This window comes from Oscillatoria nigro-viridis PCC 7112, from assembly GCF_000317475.1.
In the GTDB taxonomy this organism is placed as follows: Bacteria; Cyanobacteriota; Cyanobacteriia; order Cyanobacteriales; family Microcoleaceae; genus Microcoleus; species Microcoleus nigroviridis.
The window spans coordinates 4,578,752-4,593,944 of record NC_019729.1; the positions used below are offsets into that span (position 1 = coordinate 4,578,752).

Sequence of the window (15,193 nt, forward strand, 5' to 3'; positions counted from 1 at the left end):
GTATTAGTGTGAGAAATCAAAAAATTGTTGTGTGTATTGAATATGTCTGCGATCGACGGCTAGGATAATCATGGAAACTGTACTCTTCGACTTTAATACACGCGCTAAAGATGTGGATGATTACTTCATTTTTCTGGAGAGCTTGGAAAAACAGACAACGAAGTTAGCTGTATTCGATCCTGCTGGCACATACAAAATACAAAGTCTCGATCCTGAGTTAGCAAAAACTCTGAGAGCCAATGGTTTTTTGTTACTGTATAACTTAGTTTAACCCACTATGCGAAATGCGATTGAAGCCATATTCCAGGAGTTCAAAAATAAAGGAATCTCCTTTGACCGACTAAAACCCAAAATCAAAGTGATTGTCCTCCAAAATCTGAAAAACCGTTCTCCTCAGAAAATTCATTTAACAATCAATCAAATCTCTACAGATATCATCACAGCTACATTTGAACGCGAAGAACTATTTTCAGGGAATGTGGATGCTAGGTTGATTAAAGAAATAGCAGAAAAATACGGTTTTTCATATCAAACAGACTTTGCTAAGACAAAGAACGGGCAAAACCTTGTAGTTATTAAACGCAACAGGAACGACTTAGCCCACGGAGTTAAGTCTTTTGAGGAAGTGGGGCGAGATCAGACTATTGATGAACTTTTAGAGATTAAGAAGGAAGTCATAGAGTACCTACGTCAAATACTGCACAATATTAAAATTTATCTTGACAATCAAGAGTATTTGGACATAACTACAGGTACTCCTTAATTTTAGCCTAAGAAACCGGGTTTCTCGGATGATTTAGGTTGGGTGGCGAGATATCTCGGAAGAAACCCGGTTTCTGGGAATCATGTGAAGGCTACTTCCGCACCATAACAGAGCGAATCACAGCATTCGGCTGATATTTATTAGTCTGATAAAATCCCCCTTGACCGGCCCCGTAAACCCCCGCAAACTGCTTCCCATCAGCCTTGGGAACAAACATAATTTTTCTAGTGGGTTGCTTGGCAAATACAACCCCTTCTCTCATTTCATTATCCACGTTATAAGATAAAGTAGCTTTGCCGTAAATGGCCTCGGCTTTTTTGAGAGTCATTCCCGGCCCGACGCCCTGAACTGTTTTATAATTAGAATTGTCAGTCATCAAAAGTTCAATGACATCCGTATCTTTCAGCTTTGTACCCGCAGCGTAAATAATCCGATATTGCACTTTTCGCGACTGGCTGACAGCCACAGCATCAAAGTCTACCATAAAAGGAGACTCTACTTTAAACTGCGCCGTGGAACCCAGAGCCTTTTTCAATTGTCCGAAAGTCATCCCCACCTTCGCCGCTCCAATTGTGCGATCGGAAATTGTTAAACTTGCAGAAGGTGTTTTTTGAGCAACATTTGCCGCTTCTCCCAACTTATTTGTAGCCCCAGGCGCAACAGCGGAACCGGGATCTGAAATTAAGGTGAGGTAACTGCCGATCGCCAGCAAAACAGCTATCATTGATCCAGACAAAATTTTAAGATTCAACATGACTAATTCTCCTAGATTTCAAATGCGACTATCTACCCGCATCTTTTTGACTATCCTGGGCCTCACCCTCCTAGTTTGGATTCTTAGAGGCGTTGGGATCTTGACCTTCATTCCCGGTGGTGTCATTTGGATACTGATTTTGCTGTCTTTTGTTGCGGGTATCCTCAGCACTTTACTCCGTCGGTAAGCCAGCATCCGGCAAATAACAAATAAGAATTAACAAATAACAAATCATTTTAATTTGGATTGTTTCATTGCCTTTCCAACTGTCACATTTAACTGAGCTCCTATCAGCATCACCAAAGAAGAAAAATCGAGCCACAGCAGCAACACAATAAAAGTTCCGATCGTGCCGTAAGTCCAACTGAAATTGCCCCAATGCCAAACATAAAACCGAAATAAAGCTGAAAGCAACGCCCACAAAATAGCAGCAAAAACGGCTCCAGACAAAATAGGAATATCTGGTTGACGGCGGCTCGGCCCGTAGCGGTAAATAAAGGCAAAGGCAAGTGATACAATTCCCAAAGAAATCGGCCACCGCCACAGCCGCCAAGCACCTAAGAGTTGCGACTCCAAAGGGCAATTGTCGGCGAGCAGCAAGCAATTTTCAACATCTTTTAAATCGCAATTGGCGACGGACTCCAGCAGGCAACTATGGCGGGCAATAGCTTGCACAATTAAGTCGCTGACAAATACTACTCCCGATGCTAGAATTAATAGTATAATTGTGCCGATACTCAGCGCCAGAGAAATGAGTTTTGCTTTCCAAAATGGTCGAGTTCGAGCGCTGGGGATTTCATGGATGCGATCGAGTGCAGCCATCGTCGCGCTCATTACTCCAGAAAATACCCAAATCGCCCCAAGAAAGCTCACCGAAAACAGCCCTTTACTGCGAGTTAACAGAATTTCTTTGATTAAGCCACCAATCAAATTCCGAACGTTATCGGGTATAACTTCGCCCAAAAGACGGGCGATTTGATAAAGTGTTGACTGCAAAGGTTCAAACAGAGCGATCGCAGATAAGATAGCCAACAGCCCCGGAAACAGCGCCAGCATAGAATTGTAGGCCATTTCCGCAGACAGCCCCGGCAAGCGCTGTTCTCCTGCCTTCGCGCCGACTTCCTTGAGCGTTCCCCAAGTCAAACACCGACAAAACAGCCAAAAACCCCCAAATTTCCGTTTGAGAGCTCGAAGCAGCCTCAAAAATGCCTTAAACAAAGCTAAAATCAGGTAGCGCAACCAGTAAAAAATGTTCATAGCGCACAGGAAACGGGGCGAAAGATGAGGTAACACAATTCATTAATTAATTAAGCCATTATCAACTCGCAATTGCCAATTCCCAATTCCCAATTCCCAATTCCCAATTCCCCAATCTAAAATCTAAAATCTAAAATCTAAAATCAATATGGCTCAGGATGTCAGACAGTGGTTAGATGAAATCAAGCGGCTGCAACAGCAGTTAACAGAAGTTTCGCGCGATCGCGATGAGGCAGGTGAAAGTGCCGCTCAGTGGCGCCAACTCTACAATACCGAAGCCGAGCAGCGGCGGAATGATGCCAAATTAACTCAGCAAACCATTGCTTCTCTGGAAGCACAAATAGAGCAATTACAAAATTTTTCCCCCCTTGTACCCGAAGGCGACGATGCTGGAGTTGCCCGTCAGCAGGAAGTGGAACAACTGCAAACTGTAGGCGAACTTAAAGCTAAATTAGCAGAAGTTCTCCAAGAGCGCGATCGGGCGATCGAACAAGTTAAACAACTCACTCAAGCCCTCAAACAAGAAGAAGCCCGTCACGCCGAAACTAGCAAAAATTTAACTAGCGCCCTCGGAGATGCCGTTGACTTGCTCACGAAAGCCCAAAATCCTGCCCCTGCAAAAACCGAGACAGTATATTCTTTAGAAATAGTACCTACTCGCACTGCAAATCCCGGCGAAACTGCTCTGGAAATCCGCCAAACTTCTGCCCCAGGCAAAAATACCGCCCAACTTCCACCTTCTAAAAATCAGTTACTCGATTTACCGCCCTTTGGGAATTAGGAGCTAAAAATTCAGGAATTATCGGCATGGCAAGTCCCCTTGCAGGTGGGATTTAGTCAGCGATTCCTTGTTTTTGTTTTTCCTGCAATTAGGTGGCATTAATTCATCTGCTTCTTGATTATTCGGCATCTAGGGATGTTTTATATCGTTTCCGGTTGCATCGGAATGATTTAACCGCAGAGGGCGCTCCAGAACGCAGAGGGAGAGAATACAGAGAGGAATAATTCCGATGCTACCGGATTTGATATTACTAATCGATGTAACTGTACTATATCTCAACCTATAATCTGCATTCAAAATTTTGAGGACGGCCACCAAATCTTCCTCGCGTCGTACCAACCTACAGTCTTTAGATAGAACTTAACCCAGCTAAATTTTAGTAATATCGACAACGACTGATACGCGAGGAAACTTCATGAAGGCAGAGATATCCGCAGTCTGGGTAAAGATTCAGAGCATGATCGACGGCTTGATTATCCTGTTGCCCAATATTGTGCTGGCGTTAATTGTCTTTGCAATCTTTTTATTTTTTGGCAGGGCAATTAAGAGAACGGTCAGGCAGCTTACTCGCAACCACCACCAAGCACGAAATTTGGGGCTGGTGTTAGGACGGTTGGCGCAGGGTACGATCGTTCTAGTTGGTCTGTTTGTTGCTCTTTCGATTGTAATTCCCACATTTAAAGCTGGGGATTTGATTCAATTGCTTGGAATTAGCGGGGTGGCGATCGGTTTTGCCTTTCGCGATATCTTGCAAAACTTCTTAGCCGGTATCCTAATTCTGTTAACTGAACCGTTCCGAATCGATGACCAAATTGTGTTTAAAAACTTTGAGGGAACGGTAGAAAATATTGAGACCCGCGCTACAACAATCCGAACCTATGATGGTCGCCGGATTGTCATTCCCAATGCCGAATTGTTTACGAATTCGGTGACAGTGAATACTGCTTTCGATAAACGCCGCACGGAATACGATTTTAGTATTGGTTACGGCGACGATATTGACCGCGCCAAGCAGTTAATGCTGGAAGTATTGTACAGCATAAATGAGGTGTTGAAAGATCCTGCACCGGATGCGCTGGTGGTTGAGCTAGCAGAAAGTACCGTCAATATCCGGGTTCGGTGGTGGATTGCTCCGCCGCGCCGAATTGACGATATGCGATCGCGCGACAAGGTAATTTGTGCTATTAAAAAAAAGCTTGTGGAAAACGGCATCGATTTGCCTTATCCCACGCGGCAAATTTTGTTTCACGACCAAACCGAAGAAACCGACGGCGATCGCTCCCTGCAGCGCGAAGGATGGCCCGCAGGCAAAAGTAAAGTTCCGAAACCTCGCCCTATTGGCGGATCTGTGGGAACAGTGGCTCAAGGGCGATCGCCACAAGACGACAACGGAAAATCTTAAGGCGTTGCTGAATACAGGTATGAATTCAAGATTTCCCAATGGCTATAGGCACTCGTAGGGTGAGTTTTGTAACATCAAGCGAAAAGGTGATTCATACCGCGAATCAGCAACGGCACAAATTGGTTGTTTGAGGCAAGCGATCTCAAAGTCTATTCAACCGCAGGCTGTGGAGCAATCCCTACAGAATTAAAATCAAGCAATTAGTGAGCAGCAGGTGCTTTGGCTCCAGCGCCTCCCTTGCCGAGAAACAGCAGCAATGGCAGCGAGCAGAGAAAGACTATGCCGACAAAGCGAAAAATGTCTGCGTAGGATAGAACGGCTGCCTGCGTATTGACTAATTGGGAGAGCGCGGCGAGGGCTTGTTGTTGGGCAGTTGCGGCATCAGAACCGCGACTCTGAAACACACCAGTGAGTGCACTGAGCCGCTCCGTTGTTTCTGGATCGTAAGGCGTTAACTTTGCCAACAAAATGGCTCGATGAAAAGCTTCTCGTTGAGCCAGTAATGAGGTCAGAATGGCAATGCCAATACTACCGCCGAGCTGACGAGTCAAGTTATAGAAGCCAGATCCAGCCGATACATCTTCTTTGGGGATGGAACCCAATGTTGCCAAACTCAGGGGCAGGAACATCAAAACCGTAGTTGCACCGCGCCAGATTAAGGGCCAAAACAAATCATCAGTTCCGGTTTGGGGCGTGATTTTTGCCAGATCGAACATGACGGCTGCCGTTCCACCTGCTCCCAGGGCAATTAAAATGCGGGCATCCACCTTAGTCGAAATTTTCCCCAGTAAAACCATTACGATGGCGGACGCTAAAGCTCCAGGAGCGAGTAGAAATCCGGTTTGCGTTGCCGAAAAGCGCAGCACGCCTTGAGCAAACAGCGGTACAGCAAACAAGGCTCCGTACAAGCCCATGCCCAAAATACCAGAGTAAAGGCTACCGGCTGCCAGGGATTTATGCCGCAGAACCCGCAAGTCAACTGCTGGTGCTTTTGTGCTGAGTTCTCGCCAGATGAACAGAAACAGCCCCATCACCGCCACAAAGGCCAGGAACGTAATGAAACCGGATTCAAACCAGTTTTCTTTTTCCCCTTCTTCCAAAAATGCTTGCAAACTACCTACCGCAATACACAGCAGTACAATTCCTGTCCAGTCTACTTTCTGCTGGCTCCGTCCGTGTTGCTTCGAGTCTGGTCGGAGAAACACGATCGCCATGATGACAGCCACAATGCCGACGGGCAAATTGATAAAGAAAATCCAGCGCCAGCCTAATGTATCGGTCAGATAGCCGCCTAGCGTGGGACCAACAGCCGGGCCTGCAATCACCCCAACTCCAAACACCGCCTGCGCTAACCCCTGTTCTGCAGGGGGAAAAGTTTCAAACAGAATCGCTTGCGCTTTTGCCAACAATCCGCCCCCGCAGAAGCCTTGAAGAATTCGAGCTACCACCAGCACCGGCAGGTTGATGGATAAACCGCATAACATCGATGCGGCTGTGAACCCGATCGTGGAAAAGACAAAGTAGGTTTTCTTGCCGAAGAAGTCCCCCAACCAAGCAGAGAGCGGAATCATCACAACGTTGGCGATCGCGTAACCCGTTACGACCCAAGCAATTTCGGTCACGGTTGCGCCTAATGTCGCCTGCATATCTGTTAAAGCAACATTCACAATGCTGGTATCAATCACTTCTAGAATGGCTCCCAGAGCAGCCGTCAGGGCGATCGCCCACTTGAGCGGTCCCTGCACGTACCCGGCTGCATCGTAGGCAGATTGTTTCAATTTTTTTAATGGTTTTTCTCGCTTTTGTTGAGCGTTTTGTTGAGCGTTTTGCTGGTCTTGAGCCTCTGACTCTTCCTTATCGGTAAAAGCCTGAATATCAATCGAATCTGGTTCAGTTGCATGACTCTGTATTAGAGGGCGTTTCATTTTTAGTCTCTACTTCTGCGATCGCCAAGGGCAGGTGCTTCGCACCACCGCAACGGCTTAGGGTGCTTCAATCGGAAAATGCCAAATTCATAGGAAAATTGTCAGAAACCTTTATTCTGAAGACGAAGTACGGCTTACAGAAGACGCTGCTGTGCTAACTCCCCGCACCCATAAATCCACACACCCTTCGATGTATCGTTTACGGCTGTAGCCCCGGTTTACTTGAGAAACATGGCGGCGGATCATACCAGACAGCAGCATTCCAGTTAATTGATCCACTGCTAGTGGCAGGTCAACATTCGGACGAATACTGCCGCGTTCAACACAGGTTTGTAGATAGGAAATTAGTTTTTCACGCAGCGGTAAAAATGATTGCTGAAGCACCTCCAGCGCTTCTGTCGGATGCCGGTGAGCTTCACCAATAAACATCCGAAATAGAGCTTCGTACTCCTCCAGCATCTCGTCGTGGAGCTTTGCATAATGCAGGAGATCGCGGCGCAGGTCATAAGTCCATTCGTCTTGATGCGCCAACGCCTCCGTCCGCAATGCTGTGATGTGGTGGGCAACCGCACTCAACACTTGCTCTTTGCTCTGAAAGCGGCGAAATAAAGTAACTTCACTCACATCTGCAACACGAGCAATTTCACGAGTTGTCGCTCCAACGTAGCCTTCTGTAGAGAAAACTTCGATCGCGGCTTTCAACAGGCGATCGCGGGTTTCTGCTGCACTTCGATTCGTTCTACTCATCTCAATTAATGTAAGCACTAACTTACATATTCTAGATCGCCAAAGGGCTGTAACTTGAGCAGAAAGACGGATTTTTGAGACAGGAGGGTGGGATTGACGCTGATCTAGCGGGAAACTAGGAAAAATCTTGGCGCCAGGAAACTAGAGTTCGCAGCAAGAAACCCGGTTTGTAGGGTAGAGTTGAGGGAGTGTTGCTACTCCACCCCCTCAGTTCCGAAACCATGCTTGCGATTGTTCACTGCACAGGTTGACGGGGTGACAATTCCGTCAAAAGCCTTACCTGTAGCCTAGGAGCGAAACTCGCAGCTCAAAAAAGATGAGCCAAAATTCACTCATTCGCCCTATTCAGTAATTCTGTGCGTGCCGAGGTGTGCGATCGCGTTAAGAATTTGGCATTGCTGATTCGCGGTATGAATCACCTTTTCGCTGGATGTTACAAAACTCACCCTCAAGCAGGCCTATAGCCATTGGGAAATCGTGAATTCATACCTGTATTCAGCAACGCCGAGAAAACTTTGGGGTTCGCTGCACTGCGATCGTGCAACCGGAATTTATATTAATCACCGAGCGATCGCAGGATTAACAAACCAGGATTGATATGATGCCTAATTTTCAAGCAAAAACCACAGTCCGATTGCCGTAAACTAAAACACGATTTTGTAAATGATATCGCACCGCTCTTGCTAACACAACTCTTTCTAAATCTTTACCTTTGCGAACCAGATCGGACACTTCATCGCGGTGACTCACGCGCACAACGTCTTGTTCGATAATCGGCCCAGCATCTAAATCGGGTGTAACGTAGTGGGCTGTTGCACCGATAATTTTTACCCCTCTTTCATAAGCCCTTTCGTAGGGATTTGCCCCCACAAACGCGGGCAAAAATGAATGGTGAATATTAATCACATTGGGAAATTTTCTGATAAAGTCTTGACTCAAAATTTGCATATATTTAGCCAAAACTACTAAATCAATATTATATTTTTTAAGAAGTTCTAACTGTTGTGCTTCTTGAATAGCTTTATTGTCTTTAGTAATGGGAATATACTCAAAGTCGATACCGTATTGTGCGGCAATGGGCTTTAAATTTTCATGGTTGCTGATTATCAGCGGAATTTCACCTCTCATTTCTTGCGCTCGCTGTCGCCAAATCAAGTCTAATAAACAGTGATCTTGACGGCTTACCCAGATTGCGATGCGTGGAATTTTATGAGATAAATGCAATTGCCAATTGGCTTGTAAATCCTTGGCAATTTCACTAAAAGCAGGTGTTATTTCTTCAGTTGTTAAGTCAAAACCGTCTAATTGCCATTCTAGCCGGCTCAGAAATAATCCAGCGGTAAAATCTGTATGGTGATCCGCGTGGATGATATTGCCGTTGTGGGAGGCGATAAAATTGGCAAGTAAGGCGACGAGTCCTTTGCGATCGGGGCAGGCAATTAACAGGGTTGCAGTAGGGCTAGTCATAATATAATCACAAAATTGTCTCGCTCAGTTTATTGATAAAAAAGTGATATCACAGGAGTTTATTGATACTAACTCCGATCGTAAATTGTTATCTCATCCGGATTTTTGGGGTGCATGGATATCTCAGGGGGAAATGTAGGATGTCGCGTTTAGGCACGGATTTTTCGGCCCACCACACAAGAGATTTTAACTAAAAGTGGAACAGGCCGGAAAGCCTGTTTCTTATATTGGTGCAAGATGTGAATTTAAACTGATATCTTGCAACAATATCACTCGATGACTTTCGCGCGGGGTGGGGGCGGGCTTTTTAGTCTTTTGGTATCCTTGAAAGCTATTGGGGAAGCAGCCCCTGATATCTTAAAAGAGGTATAGCCTTTCTCAAAAAGGTGAGGTACGAATTTTGACCTAGAAAGCTTGACAGTACAAGGTTTCTGTATACCTCATTTATCTGAGAACCGCTATAGATTGCGATTTACTGTTGGGTGGGGGCGGGTTTATTCAGATTGTTGGTACTTGTTAGATATTGTTGGTGAACCCGCCCCTACAGGTTGTTGACCGCCGGTGCAATATCTTAGTTTAAATGAACCACAGAGGACACAAAGAACACAACTGACAACTGACAACTGACAACTGTCAACTAACTTCTTAAAATCCCATCGCCCCAGCTACTGCATCCAAACTCGGAGCAATGCCGCTTTTAAATTGATTGTTGCTGTGATTAATTGCCGTATCCGGGTCTTTCAAACCGTTACCAGTTAGCACGCAAACCACCGTCGCCCCCGTCGGAACTTGGTCTTTTACCTTCAGCAAGCCGGCCACCGAAGCTGCACTCGCCGGTTCGCAGAAAATCCCTTCCTGCGATGCTAACAAACGGTAAGCGTCGAGAATTTCGGCGTCGGTGACTGCTGCAAAACTGCCTCGGCTGGCTTCGGAAGCTGCGATCGCCTGTTTCCAGCTAGCGGGGTTGCCGATCCGAATCGCCGTCGCCAGGGTTTCTGGGTGCGATACCGGTGAGCCCGTTACCAGCGGTGCAGCCCCGGCGGCTTGAAATCCCATCATCTGCGGCAAGCGCGAACATTTTTTGGCTTGGTGGTATTGACAAAAACCCATCCAGTATGCTGTGATGTTTCCCGCATTTCCCACGGGAATGCACAGCCAGTCGGGGGCGTCGCCCAAGGCGTCAACGACTTCAAAAGCACCGGTTTTTTGGCCTTCCAAGCGGTAAGGATTGACGGAGTTGACCAATGTCACCGGATAATTGACAGCCATTTCGCGGACAATTTCTAGGGCTCGATCGAAATTTCCCCCAATCGAAATTACTTCCGCACCGTAAAGCAAAGCTTGCGCCAACTTGCCCAAAGCCACGTAACCTTCGGGAATCAACACGAAAGCTCGCATCCCCCCGCGTCGGGCGTAGGCGGCGGCGGCGGCCGAAGTATTGCCGGTACTGGCGCAAATTACAGCTTCGGCACCAGCTTCCTTCGCCTTGGAAATCGCCATTGTCATCCCCCGGTCTTTGAAACTACCAGTGGGGTTGAGGCCGTCGTATTTTACCAAGACGCGCACGTCTCGACCGATAACAGAGGCGATCGCAGGTGCTGGAATCAAGGGAGTATTGCCCTCTTGGAGGGTCACTACCGGCGTGGTTTCCGTCACCGGCAGGTAGGGGCGATAAGCTTCGATCAAGCCGGGCCAGCCGTAGCGTTTCGGCTCGGCGGCGCGGGCAGCGGAGTTAGCAGCAGAGTCAGTAGCAGGTAGGATCAGGGTCACGATGTCAATGGTTTGAGGCAATGGCTAAGGAATTTACACTAATTTTAGCTCGATCGGTTAATTTGATGTTTAATACGATCGGTTCAGGTTAAAGTAACTTAATGGTGTGAATGTGTAGATATGTCTACCCAATTACTAATGTCAAATAATTCATCCACTCTTTCCCGGCCTCAAGTCACCGCGAGCCACCCCGAAATGGCTAGTTCTTCTACCCTATCGACCAGTTTTGCCCGCAAAGTAGATTCGGTGAAGTGCCCCTACCAAGCCGACCAGCAAGTTAAGTTCCTGCACTTGCAAGCGGAAATCGAATCCTTGCTGCTGGAAGTGCAAAGCCTCAAACAGCAACGGTCGATCGCTGGCTTGGCGGCTCTCGACCCGATTTCTGGTAGCAACAGCAATTAGCAGACAACAGCCGCTAATGCTAACTGTGCTGCCCCTGTGTTATAAAAACAAAGGTTTTGCTACCCGCAGTATTTTTTGCCAAAAGTGCTAGAAATTCCTAACTGCGGATAGCTATCGCTAGCATTTGCTAAAACGCGCTTGCCTACTGCTCAACTCGTCTGCCACAAGCTGGCAACGAGCTGACATTTTATTGCGCTAATTTGTTAAGCCATGCTCATGGCATACGGAGAATCGAAATCTATTTATGACAGCATCGATCGAAAAACCACTAAATTTGACATCCGCAAGTGACACTTCCAACCTGCGCCTCAAAGATATTCTCAAAACCCTGCCGCGGGAAGTATTCGTCAAAAACCCCCGCAAAGCTTGGACAAAAGTAATCGTCAACGTTCTTTTAGTTGCTGTCGGTTACTGGGGCATAGCAGTCTCTCCTTGGTTTCTACTACCTCTAATGTGGATTTTCACAGGAACCGGATTAACCGGTTTTTTTGTGATCGGCCACGACTGCGGGCACCGGTCATTTGCTAACCGCCGCTGGGTAAACGATTTAGTCGGACATATTGCATTTCTGCCGTTAATTTATCCGTTTCACGCATGGCGGCACGGACACAATTACCACCACAAGCACACCAATAAAATTGGTGAGGATAATGCTTGGCACCCGATGACAGCAGCAGACTACACTGGCGCGCCCAAGGCTTTACAAATAGCTTATAGTTTAATATTCGGTCGGATGTGGTGGATTGGCTCGATCGCCCACTGGGCAAAAGTACACTTTATGTGGTGGCGCTTCAACGGTAAACAGAAACAAGAACAAGTGCGGTTTTCAGTTTTTGTCGTTTTAATCGGTGCTGCGATCGGATTTCCGCTTTTAATTGCAACCACAGGCATTTGGGGATTTGTCAAATTTTGGTTTGTGCCTTGGATGGTTTACCATTTCTGGATGAGCACTTTTACGATCGTCCACCACACAGCACCAGACATTTCATTTAAAGAACCCGAAGAATGGAACGAAGCCCAAGCGCAACTATCAGGAACAGTTCACTGCGATTATCCCCGCTGGGTAGAGTTTCTGTGCCACGACATTAACGTGCACGTTCCCCACCACCTTTCAACTGCTATTCCCTGGTACAATTTGCGCCTCGCCCACAGCAGCTTAAAGGAAAATTGGCAAGATCATCTCTACGAAACAGAATTTTCTTGGTCTTTAATGAAGCGGATTGCCGACAACTGTCACTTGTACAATCCCGCTGGTGGCTATCAAACATTGCAGGAATTTAACGCTAAAACCAAGTAAGTTTTAAACGCGATAAATGCCAGAAAAACCCGGTTTGTCAAACAAAACCGGGTTTTTCGATATTACAATCCGTAGCTTTTGTAAGGTGCGGAATGCGCGCCCTACTGTGAACATCACAATTCGTACCATTATTAAATCAGTCATTCCCCATCTAAAATCTAAAATCTAAAATCTAAAATCGAATGACTTTCAATCCCAATAACTGTCGTAACGAAAGCGAAGTAGAAAGCAAACTTATTGTCAGCTATCTGCTACCAAAACTAGGCTATACCCCCGACACTTGGCATCAAGAAGTCACTTTTGGGAATATTCGTCTAGACTTCCTCTCATTTGGCACCCAAGTTATTCCCCTAGTTCTCGATGCAGACTCGCCGATGAGTGTGATAATTGAGGCGAAACATCCCAAGGAAAATTTAGACCGCCACGTCAGGAGACTGAAGCGTTACTTAACAAGTTTAAGTATTCGCTACGGATTGATTACCAATGCTAAAGAAATTAGAATCTACCAAAGAGTCGCCTCAGAAATTCAGCTAGTATTTAAGTGTGCTGGACAAGACGTGGAAACTAGAATTGATGAAATTCGAGGTTTAATTGGCAGAGATAATTTAAAATATATAAAAATTCCACATAATCTTCAACTTAAAGAACATCAAAATAATTTGGTAACTCCTGAGTTAATTAGTACAGTACCCTTACAAAAAAACAATCCCGTCCCTGCAGAACCGGAGCCAAGTCAAATTTCAGAACCGGAACAAATACCTGAAAATTATCCAGTTAAGCCTCAAGTTAAATCCGATGTAATCGTTCCCCAAAAAAGGCAAAATACTATGAAAATCATTGCAGTTTACCACAATAAAGGCGGCGTTGGCAAAACTACAACCGTAGTCAATTTAGCCGCAGCGCTGAGCAAGCAAGGTAAAAGAGTCTTGGTAATCGACTTAGACAGTCAGGCAAATACAACCTTTGCGACTGGTCTAGTAAAATTTGAGGATGAAGAACAAGATGATTTGAAAGATTGCAACATTCGTCACGTTTTGGAGTCAGAAGATGGTTACTCGATAGGCGAAGTAGCACGCAAATCAAGTTTTTGCCATCCCGCAATTGATGTGATTCCTTCCCACATTGATTTAATGCAATATGAAACGGAACTCAATCAACTAGATTACAGCCGCATGATTGTAATTCACAAACTAGCAGAAGTACAGGATAAATATGATATTGTACTGCTCGATACGCCGCCATCTTTGAATCTTTACGCCAGAATTGCCCTGATTACGGCAGATTATTTAATTATTCCTTCGGACTTAAAACCTTTTGCCAATCAAGGACTGATTAATGTCAAGGATTTTATCAAAAAAGTTAACGGATTCAAAAAACAAATCGGCAAACAGCCGATCGCAATTTTAGGCGTCCTCCCTTGCAAAATCTCAGCTAATGCTAAATTTGTACAGTATAGTTTGCCTAAGCGGAGGGAGACAATTCCCAAACGCTACGGCCTTGAAATCATGGACAGCGTAATTTACGAGAGAGACGATTTGGCAAAGTGTGCAGAACAATTTCAAATCGTGGGAAATATGGAAATCGCCGATCCGATTTCAGTGCTGGACTTTAAGCCTGATTCCATCGCCTCCCAAGAATTTGAAATGCTAGCAATCGAAGTTTTGGAAAAAATAGGTAAAAACTAATGAAAAAATTATTTCCGTCACTGGTTGCAGTGAAAAGAATTACGTCCGCAGTTCCCCGTTCCAATTTTGCAGAGCCTGAGTTGGAGAAATTAGCGAGACTGATTTTAGATTCAGGAGGATTGATTAATCCGATAATTGTCCGCCGCAAAGGTATGGATGCTTACGAGATAGTAGACGGAGATTTTGAATACTACGCGGCGGCGAGAGCAAAGGAAATAGAACCTCTCAAAGGCGAGACAATCGGAGCATTCATCCTGGAAGAAGAAAATGAAAAAATTCTACTGGAGCAACTTGAAATTCTCAGAAAAACCGCAATCACTGAGAATTTAGTTGAGAACCCAGAAACAGGGTTTTTCTACGAAAATACTTCGTCGCAGCCCGCAGATTTAATAAAAAACCCTGTTTCTTTGGTCGAAGTCCATAATTTATGTGAAAATGAAACTCCCCAAGAGCCATCTAGTTTAGAACAGCGACTAACAAATATTGAAGCCCAGTTTGCAAATCAAATTAATGAACTAAAAGCCGAGTACGCCCGCGAACAAAAAGTTTTAGCCCAGAGTATACAAGAGCTTGAAAACCGACTCTTACAACAAGTACCTCTGTTAGTTGAAGCTGGGATAGCAAACAGAATTAATGAGTTGAAATCAGAGTCGCTACCCGAAAAACAAGCGGTGGTAGAGAGGATACCCGAAGTTGAAAACTTAGCTTCCGAATCAATGTCGCTGTTGGAAGCACTCAATACTTTAGATAAAAATCAACTGTCGGCTAATTTGAAAGATGCTGGCTTGAAGCTTCCAATAATCCAAATAATACTCAAAGAGCGAGATGTGCGGCCGTTTGTCTCATTTGCAAATGTGGTGGAACGTGTTAAAGGGTTAGCCGACAAAACAATGATTAAAATAATTGATAAGTGGCACAAATACTCATAACTCGCAATTCCTGT

Annotated in this window: 14 protein-coding genes; 8 read left to right on the top strand and 6 right to left on the bottom strand. The window is 45.5% G+C overall.

Going from position 1 to position 15,193, the window contains the following annotated elements; translation table 11 throughout:
- The first annotated feature begins 70 nt into the window (after positions 1–70).
- Both OSC7112_RS41135 and OSC7112_RS19230 read left to right on the top strand, forming a co-directional pair.
- Complete coding sequence (locus OSC7112_RS41135) at positions 71–271, top strand: MAE_28990/MAE_18760 family HEPN-like nuclease (protein ID WP_223300647.1); 201 nt, start codon at positions 71–73, stop codon at positions 269–271.
- Positions 272–277: 6 nt separating this feature from the next.
- Entirely contained in the window at positions 278–763 is a 486-nt protein-coding gene (locus OSC7112_RS19230; protein WP_223300648.1) for an MAE_28990/MAE_18760 family HEPN-like nuclease, read from the top strand.
- Between the two features lie 91 nt (positions 764–854).
- Here OSC7112_RS19230 and OSC7112_RS19235 read toward each other — a convergent pair whose 3' ends face one another.
- On the bottom strand, positions 855–1,517 hold the full coding sequence (locus tag OSC7112_RS19235) for a hypothetical protein (protein ID WP_015177467.1): 663 nt from the start codon (positions 1,515–1,517) through the stop codon (positions 855–857).
- Between the two features lie 231 nt (positions 1,518–1,748).
- Positions 1,749–2,774, bottom strand: a complete 1,026-nt coding sequence (locus OSC7112_RS19245) for a YihY/virulence factor BrkB family protein (protein WP_015177469.1) — start codon at positions 2,772–2,774, stop codon at positions 1,749–1,751.
- A gap of 148 nt (positions 2,775–2,922) precedes the next feature.
- On the opposite strand from OSC7112_RS19245, the gene OSC7112_RS19250 reads away from it, so the two are divergent.
- Together OSC7112_RS19250 and OSC7112_RS19255 are read left to right on the top strand one after the other, a co-directional pair.
- Positions 2,923–3,555, top strand: coding sequence for a hypothetical protein (locus OSC7112_RS19250; RefSeq protein ID WP_015177470.1), 633 nt, complete (start codon positions 2,923–2,925; stop codon positions 3,553–3,555).
- Positions 3,556–3,970: 415 nt separating this feature from the next.
- Positions 3,971–4,957, top strand: coding sequence for a mechanosensitive ion channel family protein (locus tag OSC7112_RS19255; RefSeq protein WP_015177471.1), 987 nt, complete (start codon positions 3,971–3,973; stop codon positions 4,955–4,957).
- Between the two features lie 200 nt (positions 4,958–5,157).
- On the opposite strand, the gene OSC7112_RS19260 is transcribed toward OSC7112_RS19255, so the two are convergent.
- From OSC7112_RS19260 to thrC, 4 genes are all read right to left on the bottom strand, one after another.
- Positions 5,158–6,882 carry a DHA2 family efflux MFS transporter permease subunit gene (locus OSC7112_RS19260; protein ID WP_015177472.1) on the bottom strand — a complete coding sequence of 575 codons (1,725 nt, stop codon included), beginning with the start codon at positions 6,880–6,882 and terminating at the stop codon, positions 5,158–5,160.
- 111 nt (positions 6,883–6,993) lie between these two features.
- Complete coding sequence (locus tag OSC7112_RS19265; protein ID WP_015177473.1) at positions 6,994–7,629, bottom strand: TetR/AcrR family transcriptional regulator; 636 nt, start codon at positions 7,627–7,629, stop codon at positions 6,994–6,996.
- A 612-nt stretch (positions 7,630–8,241) separates the two neighbouring features.
- Positions 8,242–9,096, bottom strand: coding sequence for a formyltetrahydrofolate deformylase (purU, locus tag OSC7112_RS19270; RefSeq protein ID WP_015177474.1), 855 nt, complete (start codon positions 9,094–9,096; stop codon positions 8,242–8,244).
- 645 nt (positions 9,097–9,741) lie between these two features.
- Complete coding sequence (thrC, locus tag OSC7112_RS19275; RefSeq protein ID WP_015177475.1) at positions 9,742–10,866, bottom strand: threonine synthase; 1,125 nt, start codon at positions 10,864–10,866, stop codon at positions 9,742–9,744.
- A 138-nt stretch (positions 10,867–11,004) separates the two neighbouring features.
- On the opposite strand from thrC, the gene OSC7112_RS19280 reads away from it, so the two are divergent.
- The 4 genes from OSC7112_RS19280 to OSC7112_RS19295 all read left to right on the top strand — a co-directional run bounded on the left by OSC7112_RS19280 (position 11,005) and on the right by OSC7112_RS19295 (position 15,179).
- Positions 11,005–11,268 carry a hypothetical protein gene (locus OSC7112_RS19280; RefSeq protein ID WP_223300649.1) on the top strand — a complete coding sequence of 88 codons (264 nt, stop codon included), beginning with the start codon at positions 11,005–11,007 and terminating at the stop codon, positions 11,266–11,268.
- Between the two features lie 244 nt (positions 11,269–11,512).
- Complete coding sequence (locus OSC7112_RS19285; protein ID WP_015177477.1) at positions 11,513–12,565, top strand: fatty acid desaturase; 1,053 nt, start codon at positions 11,513–11,515, stop codon at positions 12,563–12,565.
- A 182-nt stretch (positions 12,566–12,747) separates the two neighbouring features.
- Positions 12,748–14,250 carry an AAA family ATPase gene (locus tag OSC7112_RS19290; RefSeq protein ID WP_015177478.1) on the top strand — a complete coding sequence of 501 codons (1,503 nt, stop codon included), beginning with the start codon at positions 12,748–12,750 and terminating at the stop codon, positions 14,248–14,250.
- Positions 14,250–15,179 (top strand): ParB N-terminal domain-containing protein, encoded by a 930-nt coding sequence (locus OSC7112_RS19295; protein WP_015177479.1) that lies wholly within the window; start codon positions 14,250–14,252, stop codon positions 15,177–15,179. Before OSC7112_RS19290 ends, OSC7112_RS19295 begins: the two co-directional genes overlap by 1 nt.
- Positions 15,180–15,193 lie beyond the last annotated feature (14 nt).

Bases quoted from the DNA above. Each gene is read 5' to 3' on its own strand.
- OSC7112_RS19235 (WP_015177467.1), bottom strand. From the start codon at position 1,517: ATGTTGAATCTTAAAATTTTGTCTGGATCAATGATAGCTGTTTTGCTG.
- OSC7112_RS19285 (WP_015177477.1), top strand. From the start codon at position 11,513: ATGACAGCATCGATCGAAAAACCACTAAATTTGACATCCGCAAGTGAC.
- OSC7112_RS19295 (WP_015177479.1), top strand. From the start codon at position 14,250: ATGAAAAAATTATTTCCGTCACTGGTTGCAGTGAAAAGAATTACGTCC.
- OSC7112_RS19255 (WP_015177471.1), top strand. From the start codon at position 3,971: ATGAAGGCAGAGATATCCGCAGTCTGGGTAAAGATTCAGAGCATGATC.
- OSC7112_RS41135 (WP_223300647.1), top strand. From the start codon at position 71: ATGGAAACTGTACTCTTCGACTTTAATACACGCGCTAAAGATGTGGAT.
- OSC7112_RS19265 (WP_015177473.1), bottom strand. From the start codon at position 7,629: ATGAGTAGAACGAATCGAAGTGCAGCAGAAACCCGCGATCGCCTGTTG.
- OSC7112_RS19290 (WP_015177478.1), top strand. From the start codon at position 12,748: ATGACTTTCAATCCCAATAACTGTCGTAACGAAAGCGAAGTAGAAAGC.
- OSC7112_RS19245 (WP_015177469.1), bottom strand. From the start codon at position 2,774: ATGAACATTTTTTACTGGTTGCGCTACCTGATTTTAGCTTTGTTTAAG.
- OSC7112_RS19250 (WP_015177470.1), top strand. From the start codon at position 2,923: ATGGCTCAGGATGTCAGACAGTGGTTAGATGAAATCAAGCGGCTGCAA.
- OSC7112_RS19260 (WP_015177472.1), bottom strand. From the start codon at position 6,882: ATGAAACGCCCTCTAATACAGAGTCATGCAACTGAACCAGATTCGATT.
- OSC7112_RS19230 (WP_223300648.1), top strand. From the start codon at position 278: ATGCGAAATGCGATTGAAGCCATATTCCAGGAGTTCAAAAATAAAGGA.
- OSC7112_RS19280 (WP_223300649.1), top strand. From the start codon at position 11,005: ATGTCAAATAATTCATCCACTCTTTCCCGGCCTCAAGTCACCGCGAGC.
- purU (WP_015177474.1), bottom strand. From the start codon at position 9,096: ATGACTAGCCCTACTGCAACCCTGTTAATTGCCTGCCCCGATCGCAAA.